This window comes from Psychrobacter sp. SC65A.3, from assembly GCF_025642195.1.
GTDB lineage: Bacteria > Pseudomonadota > Gammaproteobacteria > Pseudomonadales > Moraxellaceae > Psychrobacter > Psychrobacter cryohalolentis.
Window position 1 is genome coordinate 32,035 of sequence record NZ_CP106752.1, and the last position, 17,084, is coordinate 49,118.

Genomic DNA, 17,084 nt, shown 5'->3' on the forward strand with positions numbered 1-17,084 from the left:
TAACTGATTAAATAAGCTTCGTAACAGCACTTTCAAAGCCCTATCCAAGTTCATAACAATCTTAAAGCGGTCAAATTTCAGCTAAATAGACGATCTATATAATTCTTTACCAGTTAGAGCTAAAGTCATCCAAATAAATATTTTCTCTAACCCATTGAAAACTATCGACTATTTAAACTCTGCTCAAATTAGTTTAAAAACCTTTAATAAAGCAGTTGACACCCCAGTCAGAATCTATATAATACGCCCCACAGCAAAGGAAGCTAGGCAATAAGTTAACCAACTTATCACTTAGATTACCGAGTTGAAACAAATTAAGAAAAGAAGTTGACAGACTATTAAAACATGATATGATGGTCAGCTCGCTAAATAGGATAAGCCAGATTGGTTTAGCATATTTAGTAAGAATACTCTTACTGGACGACAGTTAGAGACATTATTTAAAAGCATAACTAAAGAACAACTTGTGTGGATTTTTGCTGATTCAGAATGCTAAAAAATAAAGTTGGTTGACTATCTTTTCGATAGGATTCTAACTATAAAAATTATCATTTAAGACAGTAAAAAAACTCAAAGTTAATTCATTACGAACATAATTTTTAGCGATTTTGCCAGATTAGATGAGCCAAGTTTAGAAGTCTCTTTAAAGGACTTCATAGCAAGATTAAACTGAAGAGTTTGATCATGGCTCAGATTGAACGCTGGCGGCAGGCTTAACACATGCAAGTCGAGCGGAAACGATGATAGCTTGCTATCAGGCGTCGAGCGGCGGACGGGTGAGTAATACTTAGGAATCTACCTAGTAGTGGGGGATAGCACGGGGAAACTCGTATTAATACCGCATACGACCTACGGGAGAAAGGGGGCAGTTTACTGCTCTCGCTATTAGATGAGCCTAAGTCGGATTAGCTAGATGGTGGGGTAAAGGCCTACCATGGCGACGATCTGTAGCTGGTCTGAGAGGATGATCAGCCACACCGGGACTGAGACACGGCCCGGACTCCTACGGGAGGCAGCAGTGGGGAATATTGGACAATGGGGGAAACCCTGATCCAGCCATGCCGCGTGTGTGAAGAAGGCCTTTTGGTTGTAAAGCACTTTAAGCAGTGAAGAAGACTCCGTGGTTAATACCCACGGACGATGACATTAGCTGCAGAATAAGCACCGGCTAACTCTGTGCCAGCAGCCGCGGTAATACAGAGGGTGCAAGCGTTAATCGGAATTACTGGGCGTAAAGGGAGCGTAGGTGGCTCGATAAGTCAGATGTGAAATCCCCGGGCTCAACCTGGGAACTGCATCTGATACTGTTGAGCTAGAGTATGTGAGAGGAAGGTAGAATTCCAGGTGTAGCGGTGAAATGCGTAGAGATCTGGAGGAATACCGATGGCGAAGGCAGCCTTCTGGCATAATACTGACACTGAGGCTCGAAAGCGTGGGTAGCAAACAGGATTAGATACCCTGGTAGTCCACGCCGTAAACGATGTCTACTAGTCGTTGGGTCCCTTGAGGACTTAGTGACGCAGCTAACGCAATAAGTAGACCGCCTGGGGAGTACGGCCGCAAGGTTAAAACTCAAATGAATTGACGGGGGCCCGCACAAGCGGTGGAGCATGTGGTTTAATTCGATGCAACGCGAAGAACCTTACCTGGTCTTGACATATCTAGAATCCTGCAGAGATGCGGGAGTGCCTTCGGGAATTAGAATACAGGTGCTGCATGGCTGTCGTCAGCTCGTGTCGTGAGATGTTGGGTTAAGTCCCGCAACGAGCGCAACCCTTGTCCTTAGTTACCAGCGGGTTAAGCCGGGAACTCTAAGGATACTGCCAGTGACAAACTGGAGGAAGGCGGGGACGACGTCAAGTCATCATGGCCCTTACGACCAGGGCTACACACGTGCTACAATGGTAGGTACAGAGGGCAGCTACACAGCGATGTGATGCGAATCTCAAAAAGCCTATCGTAGTCCAGATTGGAGTCTGCAACTCGACTCCATGAAGTAGGAATCGCTAGTAATCGCGGATCAGAATGCCGCGGTGAATACGTTCCCGGGCCTTGTACACACCGCCCGTCACACCATGGGAGTTGATTGCACCAGAAGTGGATAGCTTAACCTTCGGGGGAGCGTTCACCACGGTGTGGTTGATGACTGGGGTGAAGTCGTAACAAGGTAGCCGTAGGGGAACCTGCGGCTGGATCACCTCCTTATAGATGGCATTCGGTCAGCAAGAATTCACAACAAGTTGTTCTTTAGTTTAAGCTAGTTTATTAGCTAGAGGTATATGCCTCGCACAGGCCTGTAGCTCAGCTGGTTAGAGCACCGTGTTGATAACGCGGGGGTCGGCAGTTCAAGTCTGCCCAGGCCTACCATTATTAGGGGCCATAGCTCAGTTGGTAGAGCGCCTGCCTTGCACGCAGGAGGTCAACGGTTCGACTCCGTTTGGCTCCACCACATAATAAACTATTCTTTAGATGCTAATAAATAAATAGGTATCAAATAGAAACAAGTGATTCGTCTTAACAAAGACAAGATTACTTCTTTCTGTTTTATACAGAATCTGTGACTCGACGAGAGCACAGAGACTATTTAAAAACATAGATATGAGTCTGGGTTAGGAACACGTGTTCACGCGTTGTTTCTAACCTTAATAACTCACTACTTAACGACATCAGTTGTTATCCCAGTGGTGAGTTATTAAAAAAGTAAAGAGAACTGAATCAAGCGTATAAAATTAGGTGATATCGTTATCATAATTAGGCTTTACAACACTTAGCGGTCGAGAGACTACTTGGGGTTGTATGGTCAAGTAATGAAGCGCACATGGTGGATGCCTTGGCAGTCAGAGGCGATGAAAGACGTGACAGCCTGCGATAAGCTTCGGGGAGGCGGCAATATCCTGTGATCCGGAGATTTCTGAATGGGGAAACCCACCTACCATAAGGTAGGTATCTTGTACTTGTACAAGAGGCAAACGAGGGGAAGTGAAACATCTCAGTACCCTTAGGAAAAGACATCAAATGAGATTCCCCAAGTAGCGGCGAGCGAACGGGGAGAAGCCGATTAATGCTAATGTAGAAGAACAGCGTGGGAAAGCTGACCGTAGTAGGTGATAGTCCTGTATTCGAAACATTAGCGTTAACATATTAAGTAGGGCGGGACACGAGAAATCCTGTTTGAAGATGGGGGGACCATCCTCCAAGGCTAAATACTCCTGACTGACCGATAGTGAACCAGTACCGTGAGGGAAAGGCGAAAAGAACCCCTGTGAGGGGAGTGAAATAGAACCTGAAACCGTGTGCGTACAAGCAGTGGGAGCCTTAATTTATTAGGGTGACCGCGTACCTTTTGTATAATGGGTCAGCGACTTATGTTCTGTAGCAAGGTTAACCGTTTAGGGGAGCCGTAGGGAAACCGAGTCTTAATAGGGCGTTTAGTTGCAGGGCATAGACCCGAAACCGAGTGATCTATCCATGAGCAGGTTGAAAGTGCCGTAACAGGCACCGGAGGACCGAACCCACTATCGTTGAAAAGCTAGGGGATGACTTGTGGATAGGGGTGAAAGGCTAATCAAACTCGGTGATAGCTGGTTCTCCCCGAAAGCTATTTAGGTAGCGCCTCGGACGAACACCATTGGGGGTAGAGCACTGTTTCGGCTAGGGGGTCATACCGACTTACCAAACCGATGCAAACTCCGAATACCGATGAGTGATATCCGGGAGACACACAGTGGGTGCTAACGTCCATTGTGGAGAGGGAAACAACCCAGACCGCCAGCTAAGGCCCCAAATTCCTAGTTAAGTGGGAAACGAGGTGGGAAGGCATAGACAGCTAGGAGGTTGGCTTAGAAGCAGCCATCCTTTAAAGAAAGCGTAATAGCTCACTAGTCGAGTCGGCCCGCGCGGAAGATGTAACGGGGCTCAAACTAGGAGCCGAAGCTGCGGATTTGAATTTGTTTTCAAGTGGTAGGGGAGCGTTGTGTAAGCCTGTGAAGGTGTGTCGTAAGGCATGCTGGAGGTATCACAAGAGCGAATGCTGACGTGAGTAACGATAATGCGAGTGAAAAGCTCGCACGCCGGAAGATCAAGGGTTCCAGTCCAACGTTAATCGGGGCTGGGTGAGTCGACCCCTAAGGCGAGGCCGAAAGGCGTAGTCGATGGGAAATCGGTTAATATTCCGATACTTGTTTATAATGCGATGGAGGGACGGAGTAGGTTATGTCAGCCTGGCGTTGGTTGTCCAGGTGAAAGGATGTAGGCAGACAGTTTAGGCAAATCCGGACTGTCATTATGCTGAGATCTGATAGCAAGCTGTACTTGTACAGCGAAGTGGCAAATACCATGCTTCCAGGAAAAGCTTCTAAGCAATAGTTATAAACGAATCGTACCCTAAACCGACACAGGTGATCAGGTAGAGAATACCAAGGCGCTTGAGAGAACTCTGCTGAAGGAACTAGGCAAAATGGTACCGTAACTTCGGGAGAAGGTACGCTGCCGATGGTGATAGGACTTGCTCCTTGAGCTGTTGGCAGTCGCAGATACCAGGCTGCTGCAACTGTTTATTAAAAACACAGCACTCTGCAAACACGAAAGTGGACGTATAGGGTGTGATGTCTGCCCGGTGCTGGAAGGTTAATTGATGGGGTTAGCGTAAGCGAAGCTCTTGATCGAAGCCCCAGTAAACGGCGGCCGTAACTATAACGGTCCTAAGGTAGCGAAATTCCTTGTCGGGTAAGTTCCGACCTGCACGAATGACATAATGATGGCAGCGCTGTCTCCAGCAGAGACTCAGTGAAATCGAAATCGCAGTGAAGATGCTGTGTACCCGCGGCTAGACGGAAAGACCCCGTGAACCTTTACTACAGCTTTACATTGAACTTTGACCTGACTTGTGCAGGATAGGTGGGAGGCTTTGAAGCAGACACGCTAGTGTTTGTGGAGCCAATCTTGAAATACCACCCTGGTCATGTTGGGGTTCTAACTCAGGTATAACAATACCGAGGACAATGTATGGTGGGTAGTTTGACTGGGGCGGTCTCCTCCTAAAGAGTAACGGAGGAGTACGAAGGTGCGCTCAGACCGGTCGGAAATCGGTCGTAGAGTATAAAGGCAAAAGCGCGCTTAACTGCGAGACCCACAAGTCGAGCAGGTACGAAAGTAGGTCTTAGTGATCCGGTGGTTCTGTATGGAAGGGCCATCGCTCAACGGATAAAAGGTACTCTGGGGATAACAGGCTGATACCGCCCAAGAGTTCATATCGACGGCGGTGTTTGGCACCTCGATGTCGGCTCATCTCATCCTAGGGCTGAAGCAGGTCCTAAGGGTATGGCTGTTCGCCATTTAAAGAGGTACGCGAGCTGGGTTTAGAACGTCGTGAGACAGTTCGGTCCCTATCTACCGTGGGCGTTGGAAATTTGAGAGGATCTGCTCCTAGTACGAGAGGACCAGAGTGGACGAACCTCTGGTGTTCGGGTTGTCACGCCAGTGGCATTGCCCGGTAGCTACGTTCGGATGGGATAATCGCTGAAAGCATCTAAGCGAGAAGCCCACCTCAAGATTAGATTTCCCTAAAGAGCCGTTGAAGACTACGACGTTGATAGGCAGGGTGTGGAAGCACAGCGATGTGTGTAGCTAACCTGTACTAATTGCTCGTTTGGCTTGACCATACAACACCCAAGTGGTTTGTATGAAAGCTCTAATTAATCTATCTTGTATAGCCTAGGCTATAGAATATATATAATTTCGATATCACCTTTAACCTTGATTCAGTTAGGTTACAAGTTGGTCGACCAATAGATAATATCTTGACGTCAAAACAATAATAACAGACTCATATCTAACCCCCTTTGCTGACGACAATAGCACGATGGAACCACCTGATCCCTTCCCGAACTCAGAAGTGAAACATCGTCGCGCCAATGGTAGTGTGGTTCGCCCATGTGAGAGTAGGTCATCGTCAGCTCTCTATTCCTAGATAAACCCCCAACGTTAATTCGTTGGGGGTTTTCTTTTGGCTGGAGTTTGGGCTGGGTGGTGTTTATCGGATAATCGCGCTGATTTATTCAGTTTAGAGTACGTATCCTAGTGAGGCGTTATCATGAGCTTTTTAGAAAAGCTTACCTGCTTCTGCTGTGTCTTCAAAATCAAATCCTAACTGTTCATCCTTACGCTGTCTCATTTGTTTTATACGTTGTTTACGTCCTGCGATAAGCCTCAGCACTTCGCGTTGCTGCTCTGTGGTCATATTATGCCATCGTTGGCGTTCCGTTCGACTACGCAGGCAACCAAAGCAATAGCCTTTTTTGTTGCTTTGACAGACACCGATACAAGGGTTGTCAATGTCGAACAGCTCAAACTGTTGGTTCATGGCGACTCCATTGCTATTTACCGTCATTCCTTTGACCTGCATACAATCACTATGACAATATTCTTATGTCGCAAATACTGACTTATAGTGTGCTGTTTTATTGTTATTACTTTTGTCTAGCGGGTGCTATGCTTGGCTTTGATAGCCTATATAAGATAATCATAACAAAATTAATAAGTGAGATGATACGTGAACCTGATTTATATCCATGGACTGGACAGTGATGCCAACTCTACCAAAGGGGTGCTGTTAGAAAAATACTGCCAGCGTCATCATCCTGATATCAATATATTACGCCCCGATTTGAATAAATCGCCTGCGCAAGTGTGTGAGCAGCTGTTGTTATTGATAGAAGGTTTAAATAATGGTAAAGATGCAGAGGCTGACTCTTCCAATACGGTGCTGATCGGTAGCTCATTAGGTGGTTATTTTTCCACATTAATAAGCAACCATATAGGCTGCCCAGCGTTACTGCTAAATCCCAGTACTCAGCCTCATATCACCTTACAGCGTTTTTATAATACATCGATATCAAATCGAGATAGCAGTGATGGGTTACCTAATAATAAAGTCCTGCATACGACGGCGGGCGGCTGGAATATTACTCCCTCAGATTTACAATGGTTTGCAGACCATCAACTTTTAGCAGTAAATTATCCTGATAAAATTTCTGTATTAATCAAAGATGGCGATGAGCTGTTAAATCCCAAACTGTCTAAACAATTTTATAAAGAACAGGGAGTAACAGTAACGATGCAAGCCGGTGGTGATCATAGGTTTAGTGACTTTGATAAACAGTTGCCAATGGTGATATATATGCTACAAGATTTAATACGGGTTTAAACAGGCGACATTATCTGACGTGAGCGACCGACAATTAGCGTTACCGTCGCTATTTTTGGTTATAATGGTTCAATAGAATTAATCAGACATGAATCGTTAAGGATGCATTTGTGAGTCAATATAATGCGCAATCGTTAGAAGTTTTAGAAGGTCTTGAGCCAGTCCGTCGTCGTCCAGGTATGTACACCGATACCACGCGCCCGAACCATTTGGCGCAAGAGGTCATTGATAACTCGGTTGATGAGGCGTTAGCGGGTTATGCTAAAACCATCAAAGTGCAACTGCATAGTGATGGGTCGTTGTCTGTCGAAGATGATGGACGCGGTATGCCAACGGATATTCATCCTGAATTTAACCAATCAGGGATTGAGCTGATTTTGACCCGCTTACATGCAGGTGGGAAGTTTTCGACCTCCAATTATGAGGTGTCAGGTGGCTTGCATGGCGTGGGTATCTCTGTCGTCAATGCGCTATCAACGCGTGTTGAGGTTACGGTATGGCGTGATAGCACACAGTTTGATATGGCGTTTGAAAATGGTGCGCCCGTTACGCCGTTGACCGAAGCGGTCAGCTCAAATAAGCGCAAACGTGGTACTAGAGTACATTTTTGGGCAGATGGTAGTTTCTTTGATACGCCAAAATTTAATGTAAAGCAGCTCAAGCATAATTTGAAAGCCAAAGCGGTGCTAGCAGCTGGACTGACGATTGAATTCACCGATGATATCAATGATGAAAAGGTGGTTTGGCAGTTTACCGATGGGGTGGTCGAGTATTTAAATGAACAATTAGATGGTCTTGAGACATTGCCTGAAGCACCGTTTTATTATAATTACGATGCGAAAGCGGGCGAACGTGCTGCTATTACCTTTGCCTTGTCTTGGTTGCCTGATGGTGGGACGCCAATTCAAGAAAGCTATGTAAACCTGATTCCTACAGCTCAGGGCGGTACGCACGTCAATGGACTGCGCACGGGTATTTTAGAAGCCTTGCGTGAGTTCTGCGATATCCATAATTTACTACCGCGTAGTGTAAAGCTAACCGCAGAAGATGTCTGGGATGGGGTGAACTATATCCTGTCTCTTAAGTTCTCTGAGCCGCAGTTTTCTGGACAGACCAAAGAGCGCTTATCTAGCCGTGAGGCTGCAGGAGCCGTGCAGACATTGGCAAAAGATGCCTTTAGTCTTTGGCTAAACCAACATGCCGATATGGGTACGCAAATTGCCGAATTGGCAATTAACAAAGCAGGACGTCGTTTAAAATCGGCAAAAAAAGTCGCTCGTAAGAAAATCACTCAGGGGCCAGCATTGCCCGGTAAATTGGCAGATTGCCGCGGTGATTTGCGTGATGGGGCTGAGCTGTTTTTGGTAGAAGGGGATTCTGCGGGTGGTAGTGCGAAGCAAGCACGTGATCGTCATTACCAAGCGATTCTACCCTTGCGTGGTAAGATTTTAAATACGTGGGAGGTCTCATCAGATACAGTGCTCTCGAGTCAAGAAATTCATGATATTGCGATTGCCATTGGCGTTGATCCGGCATCTGACGATTTATCTGAGCTACGTTATGACAAGGTATGCATCCTAGCGGATGCCGATTCTGATGGACTGCATATTGCTACCTTGATCTGTGCGCTATTCGTGAAGCACTTTCCTGCCTTAGTCGATGCTGGTCATTTATTTGTCGCAATGCCGCCACTCTATCGCGTCGATGTGGCTAAAGAAGTGCATTATGCGTTAGATGAAACCGAGCTTCAGCATATTTTAGCCAATGTACCGGGCAATAAAAAAGCCCAAATCACACGTTTTAAAGGCTTGGGTGAGATGAGTGCCGAGCAGCTGCGTGAAACGACCATGAACCGTGATACACGCCGTCTAGTCCAATTGGATATGGATGACATGGTACTAACCAACAGTGTGATGGATATGCTGCTAGCCAAAAAGCGTGCTGCTGATCGTAAGATATGGCTAGAAGATAAAGGTAATCTAGCCGATATCTCATAGCTATTTTTAGGACGCTTAGCGTTATTTATAATCATGATTGAGTAAGCTATAACATAACAAAAGCATGTAAAATCCAGATTAGTGATACCAGCTTAATGGTATTATATGGATATCTTCTACTACATGGTGCCGTTATGACATCAAAATTATTTAATCGCTCTAATGCTAACAGTGCTAAGCCGCCACGCTCTAAAATATTACCAAGTCTCAATAAAAAACAGCTTGGGAATTTGGTTCCTAGACGCGGCAACAAGATTGCACCAGTGATTGCGTCTGCATTGTTAAAAGCGGCAGGCTGGCGTACCGTTGGTGAGATAGCAAATATTCCACAGGCGGTGGTGCTAGCGCTTCCGCATACATCAAATATCGACGGTGTATATGCGATACCCAGTTTGTTTGCGCTCGATTTGAAAATCAGTATTATGGGCAAACACACCTTATTTAAGGTGCCGGTCCTTGCACAGTTGCTGCATTGGATAGGTATTGTGCCGATTGATCGCCGTAATAAAGGCTCCGTATTACAAGCGAGTATTGATAAATTTAAAACAGGTGAGCCATTATTTTTGGGGTTGTCGCCAGAAGGTACGCGTCAGTACACCAAAAATTGGAAGTCAGGCTTTTATTATTTAGCAGTGGGTGCCGGTGTGCCAATCTTGCCAGTGGCGCTGGATTACAATACCAAAGAGATACGCTTTATGCCTTTGGTCTATCCTACCGGAGATATCGAAGCCGACTTGCCAAAAATATATGCTCAATATCAAGGTGTAATTCCAAGACATCCTGAGCGTTTATCGCAGCCGCTACAGGACGTTAATAAATCAGCGGAGTAGTTTTTTAAGTAGTAGCGGATTATATTTATAAAAAACCCCTGATATGAACTGACCCCCAAATGTTGGACGGTTTAGTTTATATCAAGGACTGAGTTCTGTACTTAACAGGACTCAGTCCTTTTAGTTTGAGTTGAATTCTTTCATGATTATAGTAGTGAATATACTCATGAATCTGTTTCTCTAAACCTTCAATCGAATTAGGCTTTTCAATATAAATCGTCTCACACTTTAGGGTACCAAAGAACCCCTCCATGAGCGCATTATCCAAACAGTTGCCTTTTCTGCTCATACTTTGCTTAATACCATGCTGTTTCAGCACCTGTCCAAACAGTCTCATTTGATAATGCCATCCTTGATCAGAGTGCAGCATTAACTTGTTATCACGGCACGCTTTCGTCTTTGCCAAAGCATCCTCTAGCATCTTGCCAACTAAGTCATAAGTGGGTCTCTTTGAGAGTGTATAACTGACAATCTCATTGTTATAACAATCAAGTATGGGTGACAAATACAGCTTATCATCACCGACCTTAAACTCAGTAATATCGGTCAGCCAGCGCTTATTTGGTTTATCTGCATGAAACTGGCGTTTTAAATAGTTCTTCGCAATCTTACCTTGTTGTCCTTTATAGGAGCGATACTTCTGACGTCTTATCTTTGCGCTAAGGGTCATGTCATGTATAAGCTTAGCGATGAGCTTATGGTTATGATGACAATCTAACTGCTTTAGCGCGGCCGTTATTCTGCGATAGCCATACCTGCCTTTGTGCTTATGATACAGCTTAGCAATACGCTGTTTTAAGTCTGCATATTTGTCTTTAACGTCAAACTGGCACCTATGGTAGTAAAAGACACTCTTAGCCATCTTAGCGATGTTTAGCAAAGCAGATAAAGGGTGCGCTTGTCTTAGTGCTTCGATGAGCCTTGCTTTTTGCCTGCTTGTTCCTCCGCTTTGAGCAAGGCATCGAGCTTTTTTAGGTAGGCGTTCTCTGCACGTAGGTACTCATTCTCACGCTTAAGCTCTGCTAAGGTTTTCTCATCATCTGGTTTGTCTGTGATAAAGGGTTTACTCATGGCGGTTCTACCTTTGGGTTTGGATATTAGGCCAGACATGCCTTGTTGTCGATATGCTTTGTGCCAATGACTGATTAGCGCCGGTGAGCTGATGTTAAATGTTAAAGCGACCTCGGATTGACTTAATCCTTGCGTCAGCATGGTCGTAATCACTTTGTATTTAAACCCACTGCTGTATTTGGCCTTACTTGTCTTTGGCTTGATCGCGTCTATACCACCGCTTTGGTATTGCTTAACCCATTTTTGTACAAGTTTCGAATCTACTTTAAACTTCTCACTTGTGGCAAGTCCGGTATGTCCTTGCCGATAGTATGCGATGACTTGCATCTTAAAGTCTAGATCGTAACGCATAAAAATACCCCCATAAGTTGTGTCCAACTTATGGGGGTCGGTTCAATCTAGCTGGGTTTTTTTGTTTGCGCTTATTAATCTTGAGCCCTTACACATTAAGGCTTTATAAAGTTATAAAGGTAGCTGACGGTTAGAAGTGCTTACACCGCCATCGACGGGCAAATTGGTACCAGTAATCATGGCAGCATCATCGCTTGCTAAGAAAGTAATCACCGCGGCAATATCGTTTGGTGTGGCACAGCGTCCTAATGGACTATTATCTGATGATTCATCTATATTTGCTTGAAGATCTGTTATATCAGTATTTTGAATATCGGTGTTTTGAATCGCATCTGATATATCAGACTGAGTGACGCTTGGATTTACTGCATTAACGCGCACGCCGTCTGCGCTGTGTGCCGAAGCCAACGTACGGGTCAAATCAGTAATACCTGAGGTGGCAGCATCATAAGTCGCTGCACTCTGATCGCTACTACAAGCTGCAAATGAAGGAACGTTAATGATACTACCTTTACTCTGTATTAAGTAAGGCATAGCCGTCTGACAGACATACAAGGTTTCACTTAAATAGTCATCAACAGCCGGACTCTTCTGTTCAGTAGATAGCCCACTATTTCTGCCTTGCGTCGTTTGTGCTGCGTTATTCACCAATATATCGATTGTTTCAAACTTATCGATGACTCTTTTTATCATCTCTTGTACTTGGCTCTCAACACCAATGTCACAAGCAATGGTTAAAAAGTTGTCGGTATGAATCCATGTACGGTCTTGTGGAAACCCTTCAGTGATTTGATTTAATGTATCGGTCGAGCGTCCGACGAGTATGACATTAGCACCTTCATTCGCAAATCGAATGGCGGTTGCACGACCGATATGTGAGTCGGCACCTGTTACGACGACTGTTTTCTCTTTAAAGCGTTTCATGATGGGCAAGTCCTTGTTATCATCAGAGAGTTATTTGATACATAAATGGGCTAATTATATTGTAAAGTAGCATGCGTATTAATTGATTCCTCAATACGCGAGTAATACCGCTTTTATATCATCATAACAAGACACTGTGCTGAAAGCGACCATGTATAATTGCTATTATGTAGTTTATTTTTTATCCAATAGTCTTGGAGTAGCAGTTGCATTTATCCGCTGCACACCAATTGCGCCGCTGATAATAGCGTATTTTTTTCAGACAAAAAGGTGGTGACTGTGCCCAGTGATTCGACGATGGTAATGTCTGATGGAAGCTATCTTATGAATGAAATGGCTTGTTATTTACGAGCAGATATCTTAAAGATTATCTTACCGGATGTGCCAGTGGTAGAGAGCAACTACCAAGCGCAGTATTCTCAGTACCAGCTACCACTGGGCGAACTTAACTTAGTAGAGTTGGTGATATATTTGCCTACTGACATGCTGCCAGCTGATATTGAGACACTAGGTAGGACAGCTTTTAATGCTGTAAATATATGGCGCAAGACTCATATATCAAGATCTATAGACAGCCAGTTACGTAGTATTGACGTCTTGGTTTTGGATATCCAGCGTCAAATTGATATTGATATTGATATTGATATTGATATTGATATTGAACATGATGTTGATAATAAATCCTGCAAAAAAAATCCTGTTCAACGTCTAGCCCATAGTTTTACGGACAGTGATTTAGTACAGGGTTCGATCGTTGATACAAGTGCATCTATTCAGCCACTACAAGAATTTGGCTGGCATGACTGGCATATTCATTTAAATAAATTACAGACACCTTGCGAGCTATGGCGATTTTTACACTATAGTTTAGGGCATTCACAGCAGGATAATAAGGATCATATAACAAATTCCAAAAACGATATTATTACTGGATTTCTAAATGTTGCCGACTTCTTTACACCTGCAATCACGATAGATAATGCGTTGATAAAATATGGTTTGCAAAATGAGCCTAACTCGGCATTGATAGCGATGTCGCTGGCACAGAAAACCAATAGCCCAACTCAGCAGATGTATCAACAGCATATGGCGCAAGCGGCTGCTTTATGGTCACAACTTAGCATGCAGATGTTAGAAACAGTTTATAAAAATCCTGCTGCGTTTAAGCAAAAAAAATCATCGGAGAAGTCTAGTGAGGCAGATTTTTCTCATTGGCAACAGCAGATATTGGATGAGTCATTGTTTTCGCGTCATGAGTTAATTCGCACTTTATATAAGCATCCCAAGCAAGCGCAGCAGTTGCAGCAACAAGGCTATGTCGTCCACCAACATTCTTACGAGTGTTTAGGGCGGCATTATGTACTAATATTTTATGGACAAGATGCAGAAGGAAAGCATGGTAAGTCGGCTATACGCCCAAATTTAGCGAAAATCGCTTTAGATGTGGCGATACGATTACCAATGGCAGAACTACATCATGTGATTGTATTGGGTATAGATTTTATAATAGAGGCTGAAGATACTTTTATGGATATTGATTTATGGATTCAGCCAGTTAATCCCATGACCCAGCGCGAGCGCCAACTGACTAAAAAGGTTCAGCAGTTACAGCAAAATAATCAGAGTAATGCTAGTGAAAATACCGAAGATAATAAGAAAAAAGCTGATTCTAATCATCTGTCATAAGTGCGCTTAAATATTCCAAGTGCATCTCGCCCTAATAATACTAACTAAAATGACTTATAATCAAACACAAAAAAGACAGCCTAAGCTGTCTTTTTTTAAATTAATGATGATAAATTATCTTAGATTATTAGGACCATCGATATCACTATCATCAGTTGCAATATGATTGATATCAACCGTAGAAGAATTTACATCACTGGTAGAGCTTAAGTTATTAGGTGTGATGGTATTATCATCTACTTGGGTTGTGCTGCTACCAAAAGTATCAGTAGCTGTACTTGGCGTATTGTCACGTACTGAAGCAGCAACCTTATCTTGAATCGATGAGCTTGGCGTCAAAGCAGATTTTGCTTTTGCTTCGTCACGTTCTCTGTCCATTTTATCCTGCATTTTGCGTAAGAAACGTGCTGCTGCTTCTTGACCACCTAGACCAAACGATAGGGCAAATGCTACGGCAACTGCACCTAAAGTTAGACCAAATGCTAGGTTAACGATAGAATCCGCAATACCCATCGCTTTTAGACCCATGGCAAGAACTAAGCCCATGATCAAAACGCGCACGATATTTGCTAGGAACTGTGAACCTTGCTCAGAGCGCTCAACAACACCAGCGATGATGTTGGCAAGCCAAAAACCAATAAACAGGATAATCGCGCCCAAGATGATATTGGCACCGAAAGCAATAAACATCGCAATAATGGCTGAGATAGGCTCAAAACCTAATAAGTCAGCAGCAGCGATAGAGGCAAATAACATGGCAAAAAATACGATGGCATAGCCAACTAAGTCAGAAACCTTTTTATCACCCATGGTCTGTTGAAGACCAACTTTGGCAGGTAACTGATTGATTTGCGTATTTTCAAGCAAGCCTTTGATGATGTTTGCAACCATACGTACAACATAAAAAGTCACAACCAAGATAGCAATTGCCATAAAGATATTTGGCAAGGCTTCCATGATTTTGTTTAACATGTTGGTTGCAGGGCGAGCAATTACATCAATTTTTAGGGCATTTAAAGCAGCAATGATTGTTGGAATAATCACTACTAGAAACGCTAAAGAACCTGCAATGTTGGGTAAGCTATTCTGTTCGCTTAAACCAGCTTTAGTTGCAAGCTTCTGGACATCAAAAGTAGAAACAAGGTTGGTTACAATGCCACGTACCACTTTGGCGATGATGTAACCTACTACGAATACTACAGCAGCAATCAGAATATTAGGGATAAAGCTGAAGATTTTATCAACCATATTGGTTAATGGAGCAAATAAACCGTCAAGCTCTAGTTGGCCTAATACCATGGTCAATACTACTAATAGAATGAACCAATAAACCATGTCAGCAATCGTGCTGCTCATTGGTTTTACACCAGCTTTTGCACTTAAACGCTCATCCATTGAGGTTTTTGAAAGTGCAGCATTGATGGCAGTACGTGCAACCGTTGCAATTACCCAACCGATCACACCAACTGCAATAGCAGCGATAAGATTAGGGATAAAGGTGAGTACTTGGTTTACCATGTTGGCAAACGGTGCTGATATAGAGTTTAGGTTTAACTGACTTAATGCGCCAGAAATAGCGATAACGAAAATAAACCAAAAAACAATCTTAGAGATGATGCCCTCTAAGTCATAGCTTTTACCTGTTGAAGAGTTCATACGTTGATTGAGATTGATTTTAGACAGCACGCCGCGTACTAGAGCAGCAATGCCCAAGGCGACAAGCCAACCAATGATAAAAATAAGAATAGCGCCGATGATGGAGCCGATAGGGCCACCCAGATAACCGTTGAACGATGTAAACATTGGATTCATCCTGTCCTCCTCTAATGATCATGTGTCTGCTATAAGATAAGAAAATCACTTTAATTCAAGCGTTTCATCCGAGGCAAACACACACCTATTTATTAGTATTTTTAATTAAAATTATTTGTAAACTTGATTTTAGTACTTTATAAGAAATTCATACTTAACAATCAGTAGTCACTATTAACAAGACATACCTTTTGTTATTTCTTTCCTTAACCAATTTAGCTTAACTTATGTAATTATGAATTTAAAGATAGAAAGCTTAACGTCTTACTATATTTGTGTGATAAGTTGTTATTTTTACGGTAAATATTAACATAGACTGTACATTTGACCGATAATTTCAAGTGAGTCATAGCAGGCAAAACTAAGATTTGCTATTATAGATAAATGTGACATCTCGCCACTATTATTACAATTTGAGAGCATTTTATGAAAAAAATCACTACCCTAAGCATCAGTGCCCTTGCTAGTGCTATGTTATTAATCACAGGCTGTAGCGCAAACAATGGCAGTAAAGAAACCGCTACCAAAAGTGTTTCAGTGACTGAACAAAGCCCTGCCAAGGAAAAAGTAGGCTATAGCTTGGGCTATATGATGGCAGAAGGGAATAAAGAAGCGGTTGGGGATCTGCACCTAGATACGTTTGAAAAAGGTTTCCGTGATGGCTATGAAGGCAAAAAAGCGGCATTGACAGAAGAGCAAATGCAAGAAGTGTTAATGACCTATCAAAAAGAACAGGAAGCGAAGTTTGTGAAAGATATGGAATCTAAAGCGGGTGCAAACAAAACTAAGGGCGCCGCATTCTTAGTAGAGAATGGCAAAAAAGCTGGCGTAAAAACCACTGCTTCAGGTCTACAATATAAAGTAGTGACCGCAGGTACTGGCAAGTCGCCAAAAGCTACGGACGTGGTTGAAGTAAACTACGAAGGTAAATTGATTGACGGCACTGTATTCGATAGCTCATATGAGCGTGGTGAGCCAATTGAATTCCCACTAAACCAAGTGATTGCTGGTTGGACTGAAGGTCTACAGTTGATGAAAGAGGGCGGTAAATACGAGTTTTATATCCCATCTGATATCGCTTATGGTGAAGCGGGTAACGCAGGTATCGAGCCTAATAGCACGCTAATCTTTACCGTTGAGCTATTAAAGGTAAAGTAATTAGCAGTAATTAATGCTAATTTAGTATTGATACAATAGACGCAAAAAGAA

At 43.4% G+C, this 17,084-nt stretch carries 10 protein-coding genes, 2 tRNA genes and 3 rRNA genes; 10 read left to right on the top strand and 5 right to left on the bottom strand.

Annotated features, from left to right (window positions below; genetic code table 11):
* Positions 1 to 666: 666 nt before the first annotated feature.
* From OEG80_RS00140 to rrf, 5 genes are all read left to right on the top strand, one after another.
* Positions 667 to 2,205 (top strand): 16S ribosomal RNA (locus OEG80_RS00140).
* Positions 2,206 to 2,290: 85 nt separating this feature from the next.
* Positions 2,291 to 2,367, top strand: a tRNA-Ile gene (locus tag OEG80_RS00145).
* Positions 2,368 to 2,373: 6 nt separating this feature from the next.
* A tRNA-Ala gene (locus OEG80_RS00150) sits at positions 2,374 to 2,449 on the top strand.
* Between the two features lie 349 nt (positions 2,450 to 2,798).
* Positions 2,799 to 5,660 (top strand): 23S ribosomal RNA (locus OEG80_RS00155).
* A gap of 182 nt (positions 5,661 to 5,842) precedes the next feature.
* Positions 5,843 to 5,956 (top strand): 5S ribosomal RNA (gene rrf / locus OEG80_RS00160).
* Together the 16S, 23S and 5S rRNA genes with 2 tRNA genes alongside form the textbook arrangement of a ribosomal RNA operon.
* Before the next feature lie 144 nt (positions 5,957 to 6,100).
* On the opposite strand, the gene OEG80_RS00165 is transcribed toward rrf, so the two are convergent.
* Complete coding sequence (locus OEG80_RS00165; RefSeq protein ID WP_263241194.1) at positions 6,101 to 6,361, bottom strand: DUF1289 domain-containing protein; 261 nt, start codon at positions 6,359 to 6,361, stop codon at positions 6,101 to 6,103.
* A gap of 189 nt (positions 6,362 to 6,550) precedes the next feature.
* Between OEG80_RS00165 and OEG80_RS00170 the strand changes: the two genes are divergently transcribed.
* From OEG80_RS00170 to OEG80_RS00180, 3 genes are all read left to right on the top strand, one after another.
* Positions 6,551 to 7,204: a YqiA/YcfP family alpha/beta fold hydrolase gene (locus tag OEG80_RS00170; RefSeq protein ID WP_263241195.1), complete on the top strand. Its 654-nt coding sequence runs from the start codon at positions 6,551 to 6,553 to the stop codon at positions 7,202 to 7,204.
* 110 nt (positions 7,205 to 7,314) lie between these two features.
* Positions 7,315 to 9,201 (top strand): DNA topoisomerase IV subunit B, encoded by a 1,887-nt coding sequence (parE, locus tag OEG80_RS00175; RefSeq protein WP_263241196.1) that lies wholly within the window; start codon positions 7,315 to 7,317, stop codon positions 9,199 to 9,201.
* Between the two features lie 134 nt (positions 9,202 to 9,335).
* Positions 9,336 to 10,031 carry a lysophospholipid acyltransferase family protein gene (locus tag OEG80_RS00180; protein ID WP_263241197.1) on the top strand — a complete coding sequence of 232 codons (696 nt, stop codon included), beginning with the start codon at positions 9,336 to 9,338 and terminating at the stop codon, positions 10,029 to 10,031.
* A 76-nt stretch (positions 10,032 to 10,107) separates the two neighbouring features.
* Here the strand turns inward: OEG80_RS00180 and OEG80_RS00185 are convergent, their stop codons facing one another.
* From OEG80_RS00185 to OEG80_RS00195, 3 genes are all read right to left on the bottom strand, one after another.
* On the bottom strand, positions 10,108 to 10,947 hold the full coding sequence (locus OEG80_RS00185) for an IS3 family transposase (RefSeq protein WP_263242436.1): 840 nt from the start codon (positions 10,945 to 10,947) through the stop codon (positions 10,108 to 10,110).
* Positions 10,935 to 11,453, bottom strand: a complete 519-nt coding sequence (locus tag OEG80_RS00190) for a helix-turn-helix domain-containing protein (protein ID WP_263241012.1) — start codon at positions 11,451 to 11,453, stop codon at positions 10,935 to 10,937. The genes OEG80_RS00185 and OEG80_RS00190 overlap by 13 nt, the downstream gene beginning before the upstream one ends.
* Before the next feature lie 111 nt (positions 11,454 to 11,564).
* Complete coding sequence (locus OEG80_RS00195) at positions 11,565 to 12,377, bottom strand: SDR family NAD(P)-dependent oxidoreductase (RefSeq protein WP_020444503.1); 813 nt, start codon at positions 12,375 to 12,377, stop codon at positions 11,565 to 11,567.
* Between the two features lie 279 nt (positions 12,378 to 12,656).
* Between OEG80_RS00195 and OEG80_RS00200 the strand changes: the two genes are divergently transcribed.
* Positions 12,657 to 14,063, top strand: coding sequence for a hypothetical protein (locus OEG80_RS00200; RefSeq protein ID WP_263241199.1), 1,407 nt, complete (start codon positions 12,657 to 12,659; stop codon positions 14,061 to 14,063).
* Between the two features lie 114 nt (positions 14,064 to 14,177).
* On the opposite strand, the gene OEG80_RS00205 is transcribed toward OEG80_RS00200, so the two are convergent.
* A complete protein-coding gene (locus OEG80_RS00205; protein WP_263241200.1) occupies positions 14,178 to 15,875 on the bottom strand; it encodes a mechanosensitive ion channel in 1,698 nt (565 codons plus the stop codon).
* 426 nt (positions 15,876 to 16,301) lie between these two features.
* On the opposite strand from OEG80_RS00205, the gene OEG80_RS00210 reads away from it, so the two are divergent.
* A complete protein-coding gene (locus OEG80_RS00210) occupies positions 16,302 to 17,033 on the top strand; it encodes an FKBP-type peptidyl-prolyl cis-trans isomerase (RefSeq protein WP_149409678.1) in 732 nt (243 codons plus the stop codon).
* Positions 17,034 to 17,084 lie beyond the last annotated feature (51 nt).

Excerpts from the sequence above, each read along its gene's own strand:
- OEG80_RS00205 (WP_263241200.1), bottom strand. The coding sequence starts at position 15,875 with ATGAATCCAATGTTTACATCGTTCAACGGTTATCTGGGTGGCCCTATC.
- OEG80_RS00190 (WP_263241012.1), bottom strand. The coding sequence starts at position 11,453 with ATGCGTTACGATCTAGACTTTAAGATGCAAGTCATCGCATACTATCGG.
- OEG80_RS00180 (WP_263241197.1), top strand. The coding sequence starts at position 9,336 with ATGACATCAAAATTATTTAATCGCTCTAATGCTAACAGTGCTAAGCCG.
- OEG80_RS00210 (WP_149409678.1), top strand. The coding sequence starts at position 16,302 with ATGAAAAAAATCACTACCCTAAGCATCAGTGCCCTTGCTAGTGCTATG.
- OEG80_RS00195 (WP_020444503.1), bottom strand. The coding sequence starts at position 12,377 with ATGAAACGCTTTAAAGAGAAAACAGTCGTCGTAACAGGTGCCGACTCA.
- OEG80_RS00165 (WP_263241194.1), bottom strand. The coding sequence starts at position 6,361 with ATGAACCAACAGTTTGAGCTGTTCGACATTGACAACCCTTGTATCGGT.